This window comes from Wolbachia endosymbiont (group B) of Dolichovespula media, from assembly GCF_947179505.1.
Lineage (GTDB): Bacteria > Pseudomonadota > Alphaproteobacteria > Rickettsiales > Anaplasmataceae > Wolbachia.
In genome coordinates, this window is the sequence record NZ_CAMXBR010000002.1 from 14,028 (window position 1) to 34,278 (window position 20,251).

Annotated in this window: 19 protein-coding genes and 3 pseudogenes; 20 read left to right on the forward strand and 2 right to left on the reverse strand. The window is 35.2% G+C overall.

The window, feature by feature from the left end; genetic code table 11:
- Positions 1–79 precede the first annotated feature (79 nt).
- The 5 genes and pseudogenes from OM967_RS01245 (at position 80) to OM967_RS01265 (ending at position 3,383) form a co-directional block, all read left to right on the forward strand.
- Positions 80–268, forward strand: coding sequence for a hypothetical protein (locus OM967_RS01245; protein WP_038249248.1), 189 nt, complete (start codon positions 80–82; stop codon positions 266–268).
- The gene (locus OM967_RS01250) at positions 262–1,905 is read left to right on the forward strand and encodes a recombinase family protein (RefSeq protein ID WP_264337395.1); all 1,644 of its coding nucleotides are present in this window, start codon (positions 262–264) and stop codon (positions 1,903–1,905) included. The genes OM967_RS01245 and OM967_RS01250 overlap by 7 nt, the downstream gene beginning before the upstream one ends.
- A pseudogene (locus OM967_RS01255) lies at positions 1,901–2,509 on the forward strand (AAA family ATPase); the annotation flags it as partial. The gene OM967_RS01250 and the pseudogene OM967_RS01255, both read left to right, overlap by 5 nt.
- Positions 2,510–2,541: 32 nt before the next feature.
- The gene (locus OM967_RS01260) at positions 2,542–3,033 is read left to right on the forward strand and encodes a hypothetical protein (protein WP_264337393.1); all 492 of its coding nucleotides are present in this window, start codon (positions 2,542–2,544) and stop codon (positions 3,031–3,033) included.
- A 50-nt stretch (positions 3,034–3,083) separates the two neighbouring features.
- Positions 3,084–3,383 (forward strand): hypothetical protein, encoded by a 300-nt coding sequence (locus tag OM967_RS01265; protein ID WP_264337392.1) that lies wholly within the window; start codon positions 3,084–3,086, stop codon positions 3,381–3,383.
- Between the two features lie 9 nt (positions 3,384–3,392).
- Here the strand turns inward: OM967_RS01265 and OM967_RS01270 are convergent, their stop codons facing one another.
- Positions 3,393–4,463: a hypothetical protein gene (locus tag OM967_RS01270; protein WP_264337391.1), complete on the reverse strand. Its 1,071-nt coding sequence runs from the start codon at positions 4,461–4,463 to the stop codon at positions 3,393–3,395.
- Positions 4,423–5,658 (reverse strand): hypothetical protein, encoded by a 1,236-nt coding sequence (locus OM967_RS01275; RefSeq protein WP_264337424.1) that lies wholly within the window; start codon positions 5,656–5,658, stop codon positions 4,423–4,425. The genes OM967_RS01270 and OM967_RS01275 overlap by 41 nt, the downstream gene beginning before the upstream one ends.
- Before the next feature lie 145 nt (positions 5,659–5,803).
- Between OM967_RS01275 and OM967_RS08050 the strand changes: the two are divergent.
- The 15 genes and pseudogenes from OM967_RS08050 to ltrA all read left to right on the forward strand — a co-directional run bounded on the left by OM967_RS08050 (position 5,804) and on the right by ltrA (position 20,190).
- Positions 5,804–6,488 (forward strand): annotated as a pseudogene (locus tag OM967_RS08050) (hypothetical protein).
- 16 nt (positions 6,489–6,504) lie between these two features.
- Positions 6,505–8,336, forward strand: a pseudogene (locus tag OM967_RS01290) (DUF4815 domain-containing protein).
- 14 nt (positions 8,337–8,350) lie between these two features.
- Positions 8,351–9,535: a hypothetical protein gene (locus OM967_RS01295; protein ID WP_264337387.1), complete on the forward strand. Its 1,185-nt coding sequence runs from the start codon at positions 8,351–8,353 to the stop codon at positions 9,533–9,535.
- A gap of 4 nt (positions 9,536–9,539) precedes the next feature.
- Positions 9,540–9,734 carry a hypothetical protein gene (locus tag OM967_RS01300; RefSeq protein ID WP_264337386.1) on the forward strand — a complete coding sequence of 65 codons (195 nt, stop codon included), beginning with the start codon at positions 9,540–9,542 and terminating at the stop codon, positions 9,732–9,734.
- Positions 9,731–11,155, forward strand: a complete 1,425-nt coding sequence (locus OM967_RS01305; protein ID WP_264337385.1) for a hypothetical protein — start codon at positions 9,731–9,733, stop codon at positions 11,153–11,155. Before OM967_RS01300 ends, OM967_RS01305 begins: the two co-directional genes overlap by 4 nt.
- A 10-nt stretch (positions 11,156–11,165) precedes the next feature.
- Complete coding sequence (locus OM967_RS01310; RefSeq protein ID WP_264337384.1) at positions 11,166–11,726, forward strand: hypothetical protein; 561 nt, start codon at positions 11,166–11,168, stop codon at positions 11,724–11,726.
- A complete protein-coding gene (locus OM967_RS01315) occupies positions 11,719–12,894 on the forward strand; it encodes a phage tail sheath subtilisin-like domain-containing protein (protein WP_264337383.1) in 1,176 nt (391 codons plus the stop codon). Before OM967_RS01310 ends, OM967_RS01315 begins: the two co-directional genes overlap by 8 nt.
- A gap of 11 nt (positions 12,895–12,905) precedes the next feature.
- Entirely contained in the window at positions 12,906–13,412 is a 507-nt protein-coding gene (locus OM967_RS01320) for a phage major tail tube protein (RefSeq protein WP_264337382.1), read from the forward strand.
- Between the two features lie 95 nt (positions 13,413–13,507).
- Positions 13,508–14,371, forward strand: a complete 864-nt coding sequence (locus tag OM967_RS01325; protein WP_264337425.1) for an Rpn family recombination-promoting nuclease/putative transposase — start codon at positions 13,508–13,510, stop codon at positions 14,369–14,371.
- A 131-nt stretch (positions 14,372–14,502) separates the two neighbouring features.
- Positions 14,503–14,760 carry a phage tail assembly protein gene (locus OM967_RS01330; RefSeq protein ID WP_264337427.1) on the forward strand — a complete coding sequence of 86 codons (258 nt, stop codon included), beginning with the start codon at positions 14,503–14,505 and terminating at the stop codon, positions 14,758–14,760.
- A gap of 109 nt (positions 14,761–14,869) precedes the next feature.
- Positions 14,870–17,176 (forward strand): phage tail tape measure protein, encoded by a 2,307-nt coding sequence (locus OM967_RS01335; protein ID WP_264337428.1) that lies wholly within the window; start codon positions 14,870–14,872, stop codon positions 17,174–17,176.
- A 1-nt stretch (position 17,177) separates the two neighbouring features.
- Positions 17,178–17,525: a phage tail protein gene (locus tag OM967_RS01340; protein WP_264337429.1), complete on the forward strand. Its 348-nt coding sequence runs from the start codon at positions 17,178–17,180 to the stop codon at positions 17,523–17,525.
- Positions 17,522–17,731 (forward strand): tail protein X, encoded by a 210-nt coding sequence (locus OM967_RS01345; RefSeq protein ID WP_096676762.1) that lies wholly within the window; start codon positions 17,522–17,524, stop codon positions 17,729–17,731. The genes OM967_RS01340 and OM967_RS01345 overlap by 4 nt, the downstream gene beginning before the upstream one ends.
- Entirely contained in the window at positions 17,732–18,409 is a 678-nt protein-coding gene (locus OM967_RS01350; RefSeq protein WP_264337430.1) for a hypothetical protein, read from the forward strand. It begins immediately after the preceding gene.
- Between the two features lie 473 nt (positions 18,410–18,882).
- Positions 18,883–20,190: a group II intron reverse transcriptase/maturase gene (gene ltrA / locus OM967_RS01355; RefSeq protein WP_264337431.1), complete on the forward strand. Its 1,308-nt coding sequence runs from the start codon at positions 18,883–18,885 to the stop codon at positions 20,188–20,190.
- Positions 20,191–20,251: the final 61 nt, after the last annotated feature.

Sequence of the window (20,251 nt, forward strand, 5' to 3'; positions counted from 1 at the left end):
GCTTCTACAAAAAGAACGGAGAGTTGAATTTATTTATAGAGCTAATGATCAAATAACCATATGTCTCGATGGATAATATATGGTAGAGCTCATGGGCAACAAGAAATTAATAGTTCGTATTAGTTGTAGTTATGAAGTAAATCGATTAGCAGAGTTGTATCTATTAGATGCGTATGAAAAATTAGTGTTAAGTAAACCAATAAAAGCGAGCAAAAAGGAAGAAAACTCTGAATATAAGAAAGTAGATTTGAGGACGGTAAAATGGTAACAGTTAGTTTATATGCAAGAGTTTCTTCAGGGAAGCAAGCACAAGAAGATACAATAGCAAGCCAAATTGCTGCTATAGAGAATCAAATTAGTATGGATGGACATAAATTATTAAATGAATATAAATTTATTGATAATGGTTATAGTGGTTCTAACATAATCCGTCCTGGTTTGGAAAAATTACGTGATAAAATAGCAGAAGGTAACATTGATAAGGTTTATATTCATTCTCCTGATCGTTTATCTCGTAAGTATGCATATCAGATGATATTACTTGAAGAGTTTAAGAAATTAGGAGTGGAAGTCATTTTTTTAAATCATCAAATTAGCGATAATCCAGAATCTCAATTACTATTACAAATGCAAGGTATGATAGCAGAATACGAACGTGCAAAAATCATGGAACGAAGTCGTCGAGGAAAGATTTATGCAGCAAATAAGGGTTGTATAAGTGTAATGAGTGCTGCTCCTTATGGCTATCGTTATATAAACAAAAATACAGAAACAGGACAGGCCTTATTTGAGATTTATGAAGAAGAAGCTGAAGTTGTTCGTAAAGTATTTTCTTGGGTAGGAAGAGAAAGAGCCAGTATAGGAGAAGTATGTCGTAGGCTAAGTGCTATGTCCATTATGACGAGAACTGGAAAAGAGTATTGGGATAGGGCTGTAGTTTTGAGTATGTTAAAAAACTCTGCTTATAAAGGACAAGCAGCTTTTGGTAAAACAAGGTTTGGTGTCAAACTAAAACATATAAGACCGAAAAAAAACTCCTGCGAGCATCCAAAAGATAATTATTCTACTTATCCTGTTCCAAAAGAGGATTGGATTTATATTAAAGTACCTAGTATAGTAAGCGAAGATTTATTTGAAATCGTTCAAGAACAATTAGCTGAGAATAGAAAAATAGCAAGAACAAGACAAAGAGGAGCAAGACATTTATTGCAAGGTTTAGTAGTATGTAAGCTTTGCAATTATGCATATTATGGTACTAGCACTGCAAGGAATAAGGAGGGGGAAAAAACTAATAATCAGGTATATTATCGTTGTGTTGGCACGGATTCATACCGTTTTGGCGGTAATAAAATGTGTAACAACAAATTAATTCGTACAGATACATTAGACATGGCTGTGTGGGAAGAGGTAAAACATCTATTAAAAAATCCAAATAGAATATTAGAGGAGTATAAACGTAGACTTTCAGAACTTAAAAAATCACCACTAGATCAAAAAAGTGCTTTGCTTGAAACACAAGAAGATAAATTAAAACGAGGTATTGCAAGGTTAATTGATAGTTATGCTCAAGAATATATTGATCAAGAAGAATTTGAGCCAAGAATTAAAGCAATGAAACAAAACTTAAAAATGGTTGAAGAACAAAAGAAAAAGATATTTGATCAGAAAAAACTCACACAAGAGTTAACTCTAGTAGTAACAAATTTAGAGGGGTTTTCCTCTAGTATTAACTCAAGTCTTAATAATGCAGACTGGCTAACTAAACGTGATATTATTAGAACGTTAGTTAAGCGAATTGAGATTAATTTTGAGGATGTAAACATCGTGTTTAGAGTAAAAGAGCTTCCAGACTCTTTTCATATGGAGAAAAATCAATGCTTGCAATGTTGTTGTAGGGGTAGGTAGATCATTTCTTGGTATGACACCAAATAGACCTTTGAAAATCTTCTACATGCAAACTGAAATTGAATATGAATATATGAAAGAACGTTTGCAACAACTTCAACTTGATAAAGAACTCTTAGATGTAGCTGCTAACAACTTAATTATCACGCCAAGAGTACAATTATCTTTCAGCAGTGAAGAAATAGATGAAATTAAAAATACTGTCAAAGAACGTTTTAAGCCTGATATTATTGCGATTGATCCTCTTCGTAACATTTTTAACTCAAGTGAATATGGCAATGAAAACGACAATAGCGCTATGTTATTCTTCTTGCAAAAAACACTTGAGAGATTGAGAAATATTATTAATCCAGATTCGGGCATAATACTCACCCACCACACAAAAAAACTGTCCAAAAAGATGCTGGAAGAAGATCCATTTCAAGGCCTAAGCGGTGCTGGATCTTTACGTGGATTTTACAGTACTGGTATGGTGATGTTTGCTCATGATGAGGAAAGCACTACCCGTCAAGTAGTATTTGAGTTGCGAAATGGTGAACGTGTAGCAAGTAAGCTCATCGATAAGATAAATGGTCGTTGGAAACTTGTAGATCAATGGAGTTGATTCTTTTTTTTACTTAATTTATAGGGAACAATATGCTAACAGATTTTTTAACTGATTTTAATAACGCGAAACTGCAAAGCAGTTTAATACCGAAAGGTACAACAGTCAAGGTAAAAATGGCAATAAAGCCTGGAGGTTATGAAAATTGGTTCACGAAAAGCTACACTACTAGCAGCATCTATTTAAACGCTGAATTTACTGTCACTGAAGGTCCATATGCAAAACGCAAGATTTTTCAGATTATAGGTGTCAAAAGTGGCAAAGCAAGCGTTGAAGGAGAAGATGTTTGGGGAGAATCTGGACGTTCTATGCTTAGAAGTATTTTAGAGTCAGCACAGAACATTCATTCAAATGACACTTCAGAAAAAGCAGTTATTGCTAGAAAAGTCAACTCTATAGCTGATTTTAATGGGTTAGAGTTTACTGCAAAAGTTGGTATTGAAGCTGATCGATACGGAGAAAAAAACAAGATTGCTACGGTTATTACTCCAGAAAATACTGAGCTTGATTGGATACCTTTCTAAGCGAATAAAAGAATCATTTTTTTATCATAAATTATTGGAGGGCACCTTTTATGAATAAATCTCTAGAAGAAATAAAAGCGTTAGTAATTGATAGAATTGAAGAATACCTACTCCATTTACTACCTGGTGGCGAGTTTTATAAAAGTAAGTTTTACATTGGAGATTCACGTGGAGATAAAATAATAGTTGAGACAACAGGAGAAAGAGCAGGAGATTGGTATAAACTAGCCAAAATTAAAGGAGACGTAGTTGAATTTTTTACTTTCATTGCAGGTGACAAAAAAAGCGCTGAAGAATTGTATCGGTATATTTTAGAGAAGTATCCTTCTGCGTTTTCTGTCCAACATTGACTAAGGAGCTTAGCTAGCACTTAAGTTAATGGTAGATGGATTAAGCCGGTAGCCTGACCAGTTACATGCTTGTATCACATCATCTCGTCTTATATTTAGTCCCAAGGTGCTAGCTAGCTTTTCTGCTATTGTTTTTTGCATTCTGTTAAGAGGTCTGCGCACCTGCTGTTCTGGGTCTTCAATACCTAAACTATCTGCTATTTGAATGATACTAAGAAATTTATATTCTTTAGCTGCTTCCAAGTCACGCAAAAATTGTTTAAGTAATACTCTAAAAATGCGGATGCTTGAAGTTGCTTGTTTGCCTATAATTTCAACGTTATTAACATAAATAGTATTATCTTCAACTTTTAATCGCAGTATCTTTTTTTCTGGGAGAGTTGTTTCTTGCAGTGGAACATAAGGGAATGCTTGAAAAGAAACGTTAGGTAATAATTCTGGTACTCCTTTTTCAACTGCTTCGCTTAGTATTTGATTTAGAGTTTGATGTTCACAGATTAAATCAGCCATGGGAATAGTGTATAGGCTTAACAATATTTTTAAGTCTTCTTTTCCAAAAGTTATAAGAACAGCAACATTAGTTCTTAACCTATCTACAGTTAAATATGACTTATCAGTACATAAAGTTGGTATGATAACGCTTACTATTTTACTTTTAAAACTTATATGATATATCCCATTTGCCGCCTTTTCCCATATGAGTCCTATTAATAGTTTTTCAAACCAACTTATAATTTTTTCCGTATTGAGTTTAATTGAAAGCACAAGATAACGCTGTTTTTTATAAGTATCAGGAAAAATATCACGACCACAATCCTCGCAAGCTAGATCATCGCAATCTTCATCAAAACCATGAGAAATGATAACCTCATTTTTGCAATAAGGATTTTGTATATTTGGAAAATCAAGATCTAAATCATTAGCACAAATAACGAAGTAATACTTCTCAAGTTTAACAAAATCAAGCTGACTGAGATACTCTGCAGCCTCTATATAGTTTTCGTCAGGATTTACCCAGGACCTATTTACTAACATATTATCAATATCTTGAGAGTGTTTTCGACAAAACGGTAATTCCATAGCTATCTCTAATTAAAGACTTAAAATCATCTCGTTCTTTTATATTGAGAACATATTCTGAGTAATCAATTTCTATATAATTTGCGTATTGCGTGTCTGTCTGAAAGGATAAAGTAACTTTTTTACTTTTGAACAATACTTTGATATGCTGAACAAGCGAAACATCATGCAGTACACTACCAACCGAATGCTCTATCTTCTGCAACCACTCTTCAATATTATCCGTGTTTAACGTAAGATTAGTTTTAGATTTAGATGGACCAAATTTCAATTCAAATAGGCGAATATCAGGTACATGTTGTTTTACACAGTCATTCAAAAAAGTCCTCACTTGTGCTGTTGTATTTTGGTGGCGCATGTTAGTAAATGAACATTCTCGCTGAAAATAACAGCTTACTATTCTATTTGCTATTTTTAATCCTTGATCAAAACTTTGAATAGATAGGTTTACTTGGTTAGCGTTTAAAGCAAAGTCAATAATAATTCTACTAGGTTTATAACCGTGTATTACCTTATTTGAACTGATTAATAAATCCTCATCTTTACTAGCACGTCGTATAAATAAGTAAATACTATTTTGGTAGTAAAAGAGTTCTTGAAACTGACTTTCAAAACTATCATTTTCCGAGAGATCATGCTGTTTTAATATTTCCTGTATTGTACTTTCTGATAAAAAATTCTTAAATGAAGTGGACTTTTGTCTTGGAGGATTTTTTAATACGAAAGGTAAAAACCCTTTTTTCTGTACTTGATTAAAGCAGAAAATTTGTTTTAGTAAGTTACGATTAGTTATAAAGAGAGTAAACAACAAGGACTTTTTGTTATATTTGTTATTTTGCAACAGAAATGATTTCAGAAGATCTTGGCTTAATACAGACTGTGCTACTTCAGCTATAGTTGTTTCTGATTTTGCACGACTAAAACGATTGACTAAGTAATAATCAAACAGAGATCCAGAAATTTTAATAAGCATCTTGCGTTTTTGCTGAGTTGAAATATCATCGCATTTTTCGTAGTCTTTAAATAATTGCCTGTTTTGTTTATTCTGAAAGTAATGGTTAAAGATCACACTTAATTGTCTACCAGAAAGAGAATTAAGCCAACTTTCACGTAAACTTGGATTTTGAAAATCCTTAAGCAAAAAGGATACTGGCATTTCTAAATTACTTTCCCAAAATTCCTCACTAGCTATCATATATCTAAAAGCAAATATGTTATGTCTAAAATAGATTAAAGATTAGTCAACAAAAATTTATTATGAAAAAAAGAAGAATTTTCCTAAAAAAACTGAACAGTTTTTGTAATTTTGGTGAATATATATACAGGAGTCAAATTTTCAAATGTCAATTCTTACACAGTCAGGAAGAGCAGCAATAGCAGCAAGCATAAAAGAGCAATCTCTACATCTTGCCTGGGGCAGTGGTGACTCAAATTGGGAAAGTAGCCATCAGGTCGAAAAAGTTTTTGTTGAGGGTGAAATAGCTCTAGATCACCATACTATTAAAGATGTAAGGGTTTTTACAGGACAAACAACTTATCAGCCAGGTATAGATTATATAGTTGATAGCAGTAGTGGTGTAATAAAACGTACGGAAAATAGCTCTATCAGGGCAAATAGTGCAGTTACTGTAGAGTATAGTTGAAAGCACCCCACCGGAGCCTATTACTTCTCAAAAACTACTCAATGAACTTGGCAGACGTACTGCAGATGAAGTGCTATTCTGCACAGGTGATGAAAATGGAGAGCTTTTGACTCTTTCTGGAAGGTTTAGGCCCTCAAATGTACCAACCAACAATCTTTTTCTCAAATTCACTTTCGATTTCACGGATGCAGCAAATCAAGTTATACGGGAATTAGGGGTTATGGTTGGTACTAAAGTAAAAGAAGAATTACCTGAAGGACAGAGATATTTCGAGCCAAAAGACGTGGAAAATCCGGGAATTTTGTTAGTTTTAGAACACACCGTACCACTTATCAGAACTGCAGCAACCAGGGAAACTTTTTCATTTGTTGTAACTTTTTGAATTTTTCTAGCATTAAATGACTTTAAACGCCTATTATAACCGCTTTAATCCTGACAAAGAATATGAGAAAAGCTTATTTCTTGCTGGAAGAGGTCTACAGTCTGCAGAATTAAATGAGACTCAGGAGTATGCTCTTTCTAAGCTTAAAGGTATAGGTGATGCAATATTTCGCGATGGTGATGTTATAACAGGAAGCAATTGTATTATAGATAGAGAAACTGGTAAAGTTACGCTTGAATCAGGAAAAATCTATCTGCGTGGTGCAGTTAGAAAAGTCGAAAAAGAAGAATTTGTTATTCCACTGAGTACCACAGTGCGTATCGGTGTTTATTATCTAGAATCTACGATTACAGAACTTGAGGATGAAAATCTTCGTGATCCTGCTGTTGGTACAAGAAATTATCAAGAAGTAGGGGCAGCAAGGCTTAAAGTTTCCACCATTTGGGGTTATCAATATGAAGGTCTTTCTCCACGTTTTTCTGAAGGAGAGTTTTATCCAATTTACAATATTGAAAATGGAGTATTAATAGAACATTCACCGCCACCACAAGCAAACATAGTAACTACTGCTCTTGCTCGTTATGATAAAGAAGCAAATGGTTCCTACGTCGTAAATGGTCTTGAAGTAATGTTCCTGCAAAAGGAAGAGGGAGAAGGAGGAAAAAAAATATTTGTGATTAATGAGGGCAAAGCTCATGTTGATGGTTATGAGATTGAACTTCCTCACAGCATTCGTGTTTCTTTTGATGAAGATCCGAATATAAAATCAGTTGAATCAGAACCACACACTTTTCAGCCAAATAGCCAAAGAGTAATGGAACTTAAAGTTAATGATTTTCCAATCAGTGAAATTAAAAAAGTAGATATCACTGTTCAAAAAACCATTACCATTACTCATGGTTCATATTCTGGAGCTATTGATCCGATACCTGACTCTGCAGTACTTGAGATTATTCAAGTTAAACAAGGCAATGTTATTTATGAAAATAGTATAGATTACAAATTAAACGCAGGAAACGTTGATTGGTCATTACCAGGTAAAGAACCAGCTCCTGGAAGTAGTTATCAAATAACTTACCGCTGCCGCACTCATGTAATTCCTGAAGATATAAGTGAAGAGGGGTGTAAAGTAAAAGGAGCAGTTGATAACAGTCTGGTTTTGATTGATTACACCTGGAAAATGCCACGCTTTGATTTAATTACTATCGATAGCAAAGGGGTGGTAAGGAGAATAAAAGGTATAGCTCACCCTTGGCGACCATCGATGCCTAGAGCGCCTAGTGGACAACTTTTACTCTGCTACATTCATCAGACGTGGAAAAAAGGCGAAGGGGTAAAAATAGTGAATAATGCTATTCATGCTGTACCGATGAATGAGCTTGAAGCAATGAAAAAAGGAATAAATGATCTTTATGCGCTGGTTGCAGAGGAACGTCTACGCAATGATGCAAATTCAAGAGAACCTACCACCAAAAAAGGAGTATTTGTTGATTCATTCTTTGATGATGATATGCGCGATCAAGGAATTTCGCAGTCTGCAGCAATAGTAAATAGAGAGCTCAGACTAAAGGAGAAAAGATCAATCCATACCAAGCTTTTGATCTAGTACCGGCACAAATTACTCTAAATAAAAATATAGATCACTGGACGGAGGTAAAAACAAATTGGAAAAGTTCAGTAACAAGAGTATTTAATGTTAAAGAAACGACAGAGCTGCTGTCAAGTACTTCATACGAAACTGAATTTATGAGAGAAGCAATACAGAATTTTGAAATTGAAGGTTTTGAGCCAAATGAGAAGCTTAAAGAGATAAAATTTGACGGAATAAACATTCAACCTATAACTTAAAACTGGAAAACCAAATGTTAACAGCTAACAATCAGGGAAAATTAAAGGGAAAGGTGAAAGTACCAGCAAATATTCCAGCCGGTACTAAATTAGTGCAATTTTACGGGGATAAAGGAAGTTATGGAGAAGCAACTTATACTGGTAAAAAAACTATTATCATAGAGGAAAGAAGAAGAGTTATCGCAGCAAGAAGAGTTGATCCTTTAGCACAAACATTTACTTTAAATGAGAGCAGACACATAGGGGGTCTAGATTTATGGTTCACAAATAGCGGCAAAAAACGTGTTGTTGTGCAGATTAGAGAAACAGCAGTGGGAATGCCCTCGCAGACTGTCATTGCTGAAAGTTGTATTGAGCCAAAAGATATAAAGATAGATGGCACAGCAACACGTATAGAGTGGTCACCAGTGTTTTGCCATGCAGGAGAGGAATATGCAATAGTACTACTTACTGATGATGCAGATACTGCAGTAAAAATAGCAGAACTTGGCAAATATGATGCAGTAAATAGCCGTTGGGTAACAAGCCAGCCATATCAAGTAGGAGTATTACTGTCGTCTAGCAATGCAAGTACGTGGACTCCACATCAAAATTTAGATTTAACGTTTCGATTACTAGCTGCAAAATTTAGCGAAAGTTCTCACGTTATTGATCTGGGCAAAGTTACTGCAAATAACGTATCAGATTTAATTGTTTTGACGAACGTCGAAAAAGTAGCATTTGATACCAATGTAGAATTTATCTTAACAGATGAAGAGGGAAAAGAGAACTTTTTGTCTGATAATTTGCCGCTTGCACTGCGCGAAAGAATAAATGGGGAATTAACGGTAAAAGCAAGCCTAAAAGGAGGGCGAGAAAAAAGTCCTGTTCTCTATCCTGGGTTACAGCTAGTTCTAGGTAATCTTTCAGAGTCCGGAGATTATGTAACGAGAAGCATTACAGCAGGGGCTAACACTAAGATTACCATAACATATGATGCGCTAATACCTGGCACTGCAGATGTTAAAGCATATGTACAAAAAAACGTGGATTGGCAATTAGTAAATTTAACATCAGGAAAACCAATTGGAGAAAATTGGGTAGAGAGAGTCCACATACTGACAAACTTTAATGGCAATGAGACAAAGATAAAATTGGTTTTAAGTGGAACAGTTGTCTATCGTCCTAAAGTCAAAAATTTGCGAGTGATTATTACTTGAATCAATGCCAAATGACCAAAGCAAACGAGGATATACACTACCACATCCAGAAAATATTGCTGTGCAGGATGTTGCTCGTATCCGTACCACAATTGAGAAAATAGATGAAGATATTACCGAAAGAGAAGATGAGCATAATCAACTTAAGAGTAATTTTGAGCGGTTTAATTTTGAGACTTTTTTAAATTTTTGGAAATGAAAGAAGCAATATACCAAAGGATAAAGGATTTAGCAGCAAATAGCACACCTGATCAACTGGCATATCTTGCAAAATCGCTGGAATTGATAGCAGATAAAAAAGCTATTGCTGACATTGTGCAGATGACTGAGGTAAAAGAGATAATTGATGCACTACAAAAGAGGCTTAAGGATTTAGCAGCAAACAGTACACCAGATCAATTAGCATATCTTGCTAAAGCATTGGAATCAATAGTCGACAAAAGTGCAGTTTCTGAAATTGTACAGATGACTGATGGTAAGCTAAAAGAACTTCTTGATAGTGCAAAAAAACACTTAACTGATCTGGATAATAAAAAAGCTAGTTCTTTAGCAGTGATCTCTGAATCAGAGAAGCAGTTATTAAAGAGAATTGATGAAAAAGGAACAACAAATTTATCGCTACTTGATACGAGAAAGAATGCCAATATTGCAGCAATAAATAGCATTAGTAATAGTCATAAAGATGGTCTTAAAGGTTTAGTAGAAGATTTTCGTGCTGTTACCACTGGCTCATCAATTATTAGGGAAATAGAAACTCGTGATAACCAATTAAAAACATCCCTTATAAACGAGATAAAAACTAGAGATGATGAGCTGAAAGTGTCGCTTACACAAGAAATAAGAAAGCGCAACATGGTTGAACCAGGGTCATTACCTTTCTTATTTGGTGTACTTGGCAGAAAAAATAATTATTTTGGCCACGGAACTTTTACGACAGAGCTTGGAAAGTGGAGTAGTGATATAACAAAAACTGACTATATGTTACAACTACTAGCAGGTAGCCATACGTACAATACAGATTACGTTAGTTTTTATCGGCCAAGACAACTAAGTTTTATAGAGGGAAGCAAGGGAACATTTATTTACGGAGAGTTATGCACAAAAAGCTTTTCGGGTAGTTATGATGAGATATACTATTACCCATATGCTGCACTTGGAGTAGTATTTGTAAAAAATACAACCAATGTGAACATAAATAAAGCAATAGAATTTGTTGGATCATCGTATTCGAGTACGGAGTATGGAGGTGCAGGATTATTTGTGGGAACACCAGATAATACCAATTCTAATAAATCAAGAATTTCAAGAATAATATGGAAAAATGTTTACCAATACACGAGTTCTGATAGCAAATTAGCTGGATCTGGTAATGTGGAGATTCCAGCAGGAAAAACAGTTGCAATATTACTTTACACATCATCTTACCTGTATTCCAGAACACAAGTTAGTCAAGGTATGCTTGCATCAAATTATGTACACAACTATGGTCAATTTATTCAGTGGGGGATTTATAACATACGTAGCAATTTTCTCACCACAGGGCTTGAGGTAGATGTGGAAAGGACGCTCAGGGGTTGGCAATGTCCAGGGTTAGAACGAACTGATCAAATATGGCAATGAGGAGGAATTTGTGACTATTTATATACGTTTTGAAAACCACAAGCAGATTGAAACAACAATACTTGAAAACAAGCCAACAGGAAATGATTGGTATGAAGCGCCAAAGAATTTTGATTGGCAAAAAAGTTATTGTTTAACAGAAGGAGGAGAAATTGCTCAGCGAAATCAAGAAGATATTGAGTTGGAGTTACTGGATAATGCAAAGCTTTCTGCACTTGATAGTATGCGTTTTTATTATGATAATCATACTCACCAATACGCAGGACATTCTTACCAGAAGTCTAAATCTTATGAGATTCAAGCGAAAGCCGCAGAGAACATCTTAGCAGCACCAGAATCTATGAATGCAAAGGATAAAGAAATTATAGAACCTTTAGCAAAAGTCCGTGGTATTACGGTTATTGAAATGGCAAGAATAATTGAGGAAAAAGTGAAAAAAGCAGTAAAAGCGATAGTGAAATGCGAGGAGTTGGAAGACATGGCGAAGAGGAAAATTGAAGAAGCCAAGAGTGAACGAGAGCTAGAGAACTTACTAAACGATTTTAAACAAAAGATGCAAAGAAATGGCTGAAGAATTTTTGCACGGAGTAAATGTTATTGAGGTAACCTCAGGGGCAAAAACAGTACGTGCAGCTAAATCATCAGTGATAGGTGTAATCGGTACTGCACCTGAAGCTGATGAGCAAAAATTTCCGCTAAATAAACCAGTGTTAGTTGCAGGAAGCTTAAAGGAAGCAGCAAAGCTCGGAAAGAGTGGCAGTTTACCTTCTGCAGTAAATGGAATATTTTCCCAAATCGGTGCAACAGTAGTAGTTATTCGAGTTGAAGAAAGTGAAAACAGCGATCCAAAATTAAAAGAAGAAGAGACGCTGAAGAATATAATTGGAGGAGTTGATAAAGAGACTGGAGAGTATCAAGGGATAGAGGCATCCCTCAGTAGTGAAAGTATAGTTCATGTTGCTCCAAGAATATTAATTGCACCTCAGTTTACTTACCAACTACCAGAAGATGCAGTGGTTGCAGCATTAATTCCTATAGCAGAAAAGCTGAGAAGCATAATAGTAGCAGATGGACCAAATACCAATGATGAAGAAGCAATCAAGTGGAGAAAAAGTGTAGGCAGCTCAAGAGTTTACGTAGTTGATCCATGGATTAAGGTATTTATTGAAGGAAAAGAAGAAATTTTGCCAGCAAGCCCATTTGTAGCTGGTTTAATAGCAAAAGTAGATAGCGAACAAGGATTTTGGCACTCACCTTCAAATAAAGAGATAAATGGTATTGTTGGAACAAGCAGGCCTATTGATTTTACGCTCGGTAATACAAATTGTAGAGCAAACCATTTAAATGAAAATGAAGTAACAACGATAATTCATCAAAATGGCTATAGGCTTTGGGGCAATAGAACATGTTCAAATGACTCGAAATGGGCTTTTCTGTCAGTGAGAAGAACGGCTGATTTAATTAACGATAGTTTACTTAGGGCTCATTTATGGGCAGTTGATCGCAATATCACTAAAACTTATATAGATGATGTGATTGAGGGGGTGAATTCCTATTTGGCCAATTTAAAAGCCCAAGGAGCGATTATCAGTGGAAAATGCTATGCAACTCCCGAACTCAATACACCGGCGAATATTGCAAGCGGAAAAGTATACTTTGACTTTGAGTTTACACCACCATATCCGGCTGAGCAAATAATATTCAGATCCCATCTTGTAAATAATAGTGTAATAAGTTAGGAGAAAGCGAAGTGTTACCCAAAATACTGAGAAATTTTAACGTATTTGTAGATGGTCGTGGTTATGCAGGAAAAATAGATGAAATGACCCTACCAAAACTTACCATAAAAACAGAAGAATATCGAGCTGGTGGTATGGATATTCCAATAAATATTGATATGGGCATGGAAAAGCTTGAAGCAGATTTCACTTTTTCTGAATACGATACAGAGCTCTTTCGGTTATTTGGGTTGATAAATGGAAATTCAGTATCTTTGACGCTCAGAGGTGGAATGCAAGGGAGTGGTAGTAACGATATTGAAGCTGTAGTAATCAATCTAAGAGGCATATTCAAAGAATTTGATTTTGGTAGCTGGAAACCTGCTGAAAAAGCAACGCTGAAGTGTACTATAGCTGCTCATTACTATAAACTTACTATAGGTGGTAATGAATTAATAGAGATCGATGCTGAAAATATGATTAGAAAGATAAATGGCGTTGATCAAATGGCCTTGCTGCAAACGATTCTAGGGATTTAATGGAATAGATGGATGCTTTTTCATACAACCACTTTTTTATTGAAAAATTACTAATAATACTGTATAATTATTAACGGTTTTTAGGAATTTTTGCTATGGCTTTATCTAAATTTCTCGACCCTAAAAATGATATAGCATTTCGCCGTATCTTTGGTACTGAAAAGAATAAAGATATCCTCATTCACTTTCTAAATGATATTTTGAGCTTTACTGGCAAAAATGCAATACAGGATATAGAGTTTTTAAGTACTATTCAAGATCCTGATATTGCATCTAAAAAACAAAGTATTGTTGATGTGCTATGTAGAGATTCAACAGGAGTACAATGGATAATTGAGATGCAGGTCGCTAAAACCAAAGGCTTTGAAAAACGAGCTCAGTACTATGCTGCTAAAGCCTATTCAAGACAAGCTGACAAGGGTGATCAATACCATGATCTTAAGGAAATTATTTTTATTGCTATAGCAGATTGTATACTGTTTCCTGATAAGTCTGAGTATAAATCAAAGCACACTATTCGCGATGAAGATACTAATGAGCACGATCTAAAAGATTTTTACTTTGTATTTATTGAATTGCCTAAATTTCCCAAAACTAAAGAAGATCAGCTTTCAAATATAGTTGAGAAGTGGGTATATTTTTTTAAGCACGCTGACGAAACAGGTGAAGAAGAGCTGGAAAGGATAATAGGAAATGACGTAATAATCAAAAAAGCTTATGAAGAGCTAAATAGGTTCAACTGGTCAGAAAAAGAATTTATAGCCTACGAACAAGAGGTCAAGCGTATTCGTGATGAACAAGCTGTTCTTGCTCAAAAACTTGATGATGCCAAAAAAGAAGGAAAGATTGAAGTTGCAAGGGCGATGTTGACTAATAATGTTGATATTAGCACTATTGTCAAGTGTACAGGTCTTTCTGTCGATGAAGTTCAAGAATTAATTCAAGTTGAGGAAAAATAACCCCTACTATCATCTTTATATTGAGAAATTTAGTATAAAGGATCGTTAATCAAACACAAAAACTATAGTAAAAAAATTAGTTATGTAAAAGCCGATATAGACTTTTATTTAATTAATTTTTAAGGAGGAACATGCAAGCTATAACACTTAATAACCCAATAACAGTTGATGGAATTTCTGTCTCAGAGCTTACCATTAGACGTCCAAAAGTTAGAGATTATCTAGCTATTGAGAGACTTAATGGTAGTGATCTAAGTAAGGAAGTAACTTTGACTGCCAACCTGACATCAGTTGCAAAAGAAGCAATTGAAGAGTTAGATATTGCTGATTATGTGAAAATTCAAGAGGTATTAAAGGATTTTTTTTCACCGATTATCCAAAAAACTTGAGATTAGAAATACTAGTGCTTGGCTCTATCATAGGTGGTGGAGTTGAGCACATTCTTGATATGGAGATTAGTGAGTTTATTTTATGGAGCAAATTAGCTAGGGAGTTCAAATGTCAGTATTATCGATAAAAATAGGTGCGGTACTTGATGGCAGTTTTAATACTGTAATAAAGGGAAGCAGTAGTCAACTTACCCGTCTTGGTGAGAATATAAGAAAGCTTGATTCATCTTTAAAATCAGTATCAAAATTTAAGCAGTTGGGTAGTGATGTTTTGACTAGCAGGAGGTCGTGGAAGGGCTTTGAAGATCAAGTAAAATCTTTAGCTAAACAAATGAAAGCAATAGAGAAACCAAGCAAAACTTTAAAAGCTGAGTTTGATAAAGCTAAGTTTTCTGCAACAAAAGCAAAAGAGGCATACTTAAGGAAGAGAGATGCTTTGCATTCATTCAATGAAGAAGTAAGAAAAAGTGGAAGAAATATTAAGTACTTAGTAAGTGACCAACATAAACTTGGCTCTTCTATTGAAGTATTAAAAGGTAAGTATGGTAAGCTTGGATCTGCAATACGTAGTCACCAAAGTTTTTTAGCAAGTAAGACACATTTTAAGTCACAAATTATAGAGACTATTGGACTAGGGCTTTCACTTGCAGCACCAATTAAAGTTGCTATTGACTTTGAAAGTGCTATGGCTGATGTTACAAAAGTAGTTGATTTTGATGAAAAGACAAAGGAAGCTGATAAATTTGCAAAAAAGTTAAAAGAGATGTCACGTACTGTACCATTATCAGCCGCAGAACTGGCACAAATAGCTGCAAGCGGTGGTCAACTTGGTATCAAAAAAGAAGATCTTTTCAAATTTACAGAAACGGTGGCAAAAATGTCTACAGCATTTGATATGTCTGCAGAGCAAGCAGGTGATTCCATAGCTAAACTCTCTAACGTTTATGGAATTGATGTTAGTGAAATGGAGCACGTTGGTAATGTAATCAACCACTTATCAGATAACACTGCTGCTAAAGCAAAAGATATGGTTGAAGCTCTAGCAATAGTTGGTGGTACTGCAAAGCAGTTTGGATTAAAGTTTGAACAAACCAGCAGTTTAGTAAATGCTTTCATTAGTTTAGGCAAACAACCAGCAAAAGCTGCAACTGCTATAAATGCTTTACTTTCTAAGCTTCAAACTGCTGAAGGACAAGGAAAAGAATTTAAGGCAGCGCTAGAAGAAATGGGTATAGCCACAGAAGAAATGGTGCAAAGAATAAGTGAAAATGGGGAAGAAGCATTACTCTACTTTTTTCAAACTCTAAAGAAAATGGATAATCAGGAACGTTCTACAATCCTGATGAAACTTTTCGGTCAGGAATATCAAGATGATATTGCATTATTAGCTGGAAGTTTTAATAAGTATGAGGATGCAATAAAGTTATTGGCTAACACAGAAAAGTACGGAAGCTCTCTGCAAAAAGAATTCAAAAATCGTGCAGACACTACAGCCAATAAATTAAGACTCCTTCGAAATGCAATAGCTGAAGTTGGTATGAACCTGGGCTCGGTGATGCTGCCTACTTTAAAATTTATAGCTGAATTTTTACAAGAAAAAACTAGATATATAGCAGAGTTTGCAGAAAAATATCCAACCTTAACTACAGCAATCATGAGAACTATAGCAGCTTTAATAAGTTTAAAAATTGTAGCAGTAGGACTAGGATACGGATTTACATTGCTAGGAAGTACGATTTTTAGTCTGAAAGCAAACCTACTTGGAGTATTTTCATTTTTATCAGCTACAGTTTTTCCTGCAGTAGTAACAGGACTAAGAGCAATAACACTCGCTATAATGAGTAACCCGATTGGATTTTTAATAGCAAGTCTTGTTACTGGTGCAGCTCTTGTTGTGACTAACTGGCAAAAGGTGAAAGACTTTTTTTCTAGCTTTTTGGAATACATAAAATCACTCATTAAACCTATAGGAGAAGCCTTTTCATGGATAGAAAATACAGTTAGTAGCATATTTGCTAAAAATAGTCCACTGAAAGAATTTGAAAAAAGAAAAAGTATTGTTACTGAAATAAAAGCAGTACATAGTCCCCTAAAGAGTAATATTCTCAACAGTGGAAATCCTTTGCTAGGTAACAGTATAATTAAAGAATTTTCCAATAGAAATCAGAATAGCTTCAGAATCAAAAGCCTTATTGAGGAGAAAAAGTTTACAGAGAGTGATAATGATAAGATATTTGCAAAGAGTAAATTTGAAAATAAAGAACAAAATAAAACTCAGAACATCACTAATAATTATACTATCAGCATTAAAGCAGAGCCAAATCAAGATGTTCGTAGTCTTGCAGATGAAGTAATAAAAAGGATAAGAGAAAAGTCACGTGATGTTTTATTTGATACCATAGACTCCGTTTATTAAAATGTTGTCTCTTGCCCCTTATAAATTTGCTCCAACAAGTTTAAAGTATAATAGAGAAAATCGTTGGAGTACAATTGAGTGTATTGAAAATATACCACTATTACAAAATATCGGTCAAGGCATAGAAAATATAGATTTAGAAGGAACGATTTATCCACATAATCTCAACGGGCTAAATCAATTAAAGAATATGAAAGAAGCTGAAAACCCACATGTTTTAGTAGATAGTTTAGGTAATATTTTAGGACAATTCGTAATTACCAAGTTAGAAGAAAAGCAGATGTATTTTTTACCTAATGGACTACCAAGAAAAGTTGAATTTAGTTTGAGTTTGAAGAGCTATAGATGACTATATATTATTTAGCCAAAGAAGGAGAAATGCTAGATCTGATTTGCTGGAAACATTACGGATTTACGGATGGAGTAGTGGAATTAGTACTAGCAGAGAACTTAGGTTTGGCAGAATACGGAAGCTTTTTACCGGCAGGATTAAAGATAAAGCTCCCTACTATTCAAAAAACAATACAAAAGTCAAAATTGAAGATCTGGGAATAAATGCAGCCAGATTTTATAATAGATAAATGTGAATCAATTAAAGATAGAGTTATATCATTACGCCTTACCGATGAATCTGGGACAATAGACGATGTAGTTGAAGTGTGTGTTGATTACAGAGATGAAAACTTAAATATCCCAGATGAATTGAATATTTCTTTAGGGTATAGGGAAATCGGAGTGACGCCCATGAGTATATATACAGTTAATGAAATTACGGTACAGAGTCCACCTAAAACCTTACTAATAAAGGCTCATGCAACAAATTTAAGACTATCATTAAAGGAGAAAGTATCTAAAGAATGGCATCAAATTACTCTAGGTAACTTGGTTAAGGAAATAGCAGAAAAGCACGGATATGGATGCAAAGTTGCAGAAGAATTTGAAAATGTGTTGATTCCCCATATTAACCAAACAGAAGAAAGTGATATAAGTTTATTAACAAAAATAGCAATAGAACGTGAGGCAATGGCAAAGTTAGCTGGCGGATACATACTTTTTATTCCAAAAGGCAGAGCAAAGTCGGCAACTGGAAAAGCTTTAGGAACAACAGCTATTAGACCTCAAGACACGATAAATTGGAAAGTGCATTTTACTGTGAGTAGGTACAACTCAGTGGTTGCAAAATGGCATAGCTATGAAAGAGGTGAAACTATGTGTGCGCCAAGAAGTGCGTAAGGAACAGTTGGTGAAAATCCAACACGGGTAAAGCTTAGCCAGCAACCTGGAACAAACCATTATGCTGCGTAAGGTAACGAGCGTAGTAAAGCTAATGGAATGGACAACATAGGGTGCAACGAAAGTGAAGGTATTAAGTCCCGTAATTCACGCGTCATGGGGGCCGACACTTTACATTTGGTGGAAGGCAACATGGGTAATAACGCTAAGGAAAGATATTACTCACCCCATCGGGATCGAAGGCCGCGTCATGTGTTGAGATGGACCTTACGTGAACTTGGGAGATCCTTTGTATTCCTGTAAGGGTACTCTGGAACAAGTCAATAAAGGCAAGGACTGGAGGAAGATGCAAAGGAAGTCGGACTAACTGATAGTACTCGGAGTGTGGGAAAGCCACATACAAGGGGAAGCGGTTAGCAATATAGTGACTGGTATAGGGATTGCTATACCAATACAACAGAGATTGGAGGAGTATGCAAGGAAAACTAAACCAGATAGCAGTAAGGGCTAAGCAAGATAAGCGAGTAAAATTTACATCGCTAGTTCATTTGATTAATGAAGAGAATCTTGCAGAGTGTTACAAGGAACTAAAACGCAACAAGGCTTGCGGTATAGATCGTGTGACAGTGGAAGCTTATGGAGAAAATCTAGAAGAGAAACTTAGAACGCTAGTGGATAGTATGAAGAGAAAGCAATACCGACCGCAACCAGTGAAAAGGGTATACATACCCAAAATTGGAAGCAAGGAAAAACGCGGTCTCGGAATACCATCAACAGAAGAAAAGTTGGTACAGGTAATGCTAAAGAAGATATTAGAAAATATTTATGAAGCAAACTTTATGGACAGCTCGTATGGATTTCGACCAGGAAGAAATTGTCATCAGGCGATAAACGCTCTAGATAAAGCAGTTATGCACAAACCAATTAACTATATTGTAGAAGTGGATATCAAGAAGTTCTTTGATAATGTTCAACATAAATGGCTAATGAATTGTCTAAGGGAACGAATAGCTGACCCAAATTTATTGTGGTTAATAAAACGATTTCTAAAGGCAGGAATAGTCGAAGTTGGATGTTACAAAGCAACCGATCAAGGCACACCACAAGGTGGTATAGTAAGCCCTGTATTAGCTAATATATACTTACACTATGTGCTGGACTTATGGTTTGAAAAGAAATTTAAGCCAAAAGCCAGAGGATATATACAGCTAATAAGGTTTTGCGACGATTTTGTAGTTGGCTGCGAGAGGGAAGAAGACGCAAAAGAATTTCTAGAATTACTGAAACAAAGACTAAGTAAATTTGGATTGGAAATAGCTGAAAATAAAACAAAAATAGTAAAGTTTGGTAAGAAAGAATGGTATCAAGCAGAAAGAGAGAAACGTAGGACGGCTAGCTTCAACTTTCTAGGATTTACACATTATTGTGGAAAAAGTCGTAATGGTAAACTTATGATGAAGCAGAAAACTTCAAAAATAAGCCTAGCTAGAAAGATTAAAGAAATCAAAGAGTGGTTGAAGATGGTACGAAGTCGTATCTGTCTCAAAGATTGGTGGCAGAAACTTAAAGCCAAACTAACAGGACACTATAGCTACTTCGGAGTTAGCGGAAATTATCGGTGTTTGATTCAATTCAATCGACTGGCAACAAAGTTAGCATTTAAGTGGATAAACCGACGTAGTCAAAAGAAAAGTATCGATTGGGAACAATTTATACACTATTTAAAAGTAAATCCATTACCAAAACCAAAGGTATATGTTTCTTTATACACAGAGCACTAGTGTGAACGCTGTATTGTGGAGCCGTGTGCGGGAAATCCGCAAGCACGGTTCTTTTGGGGAG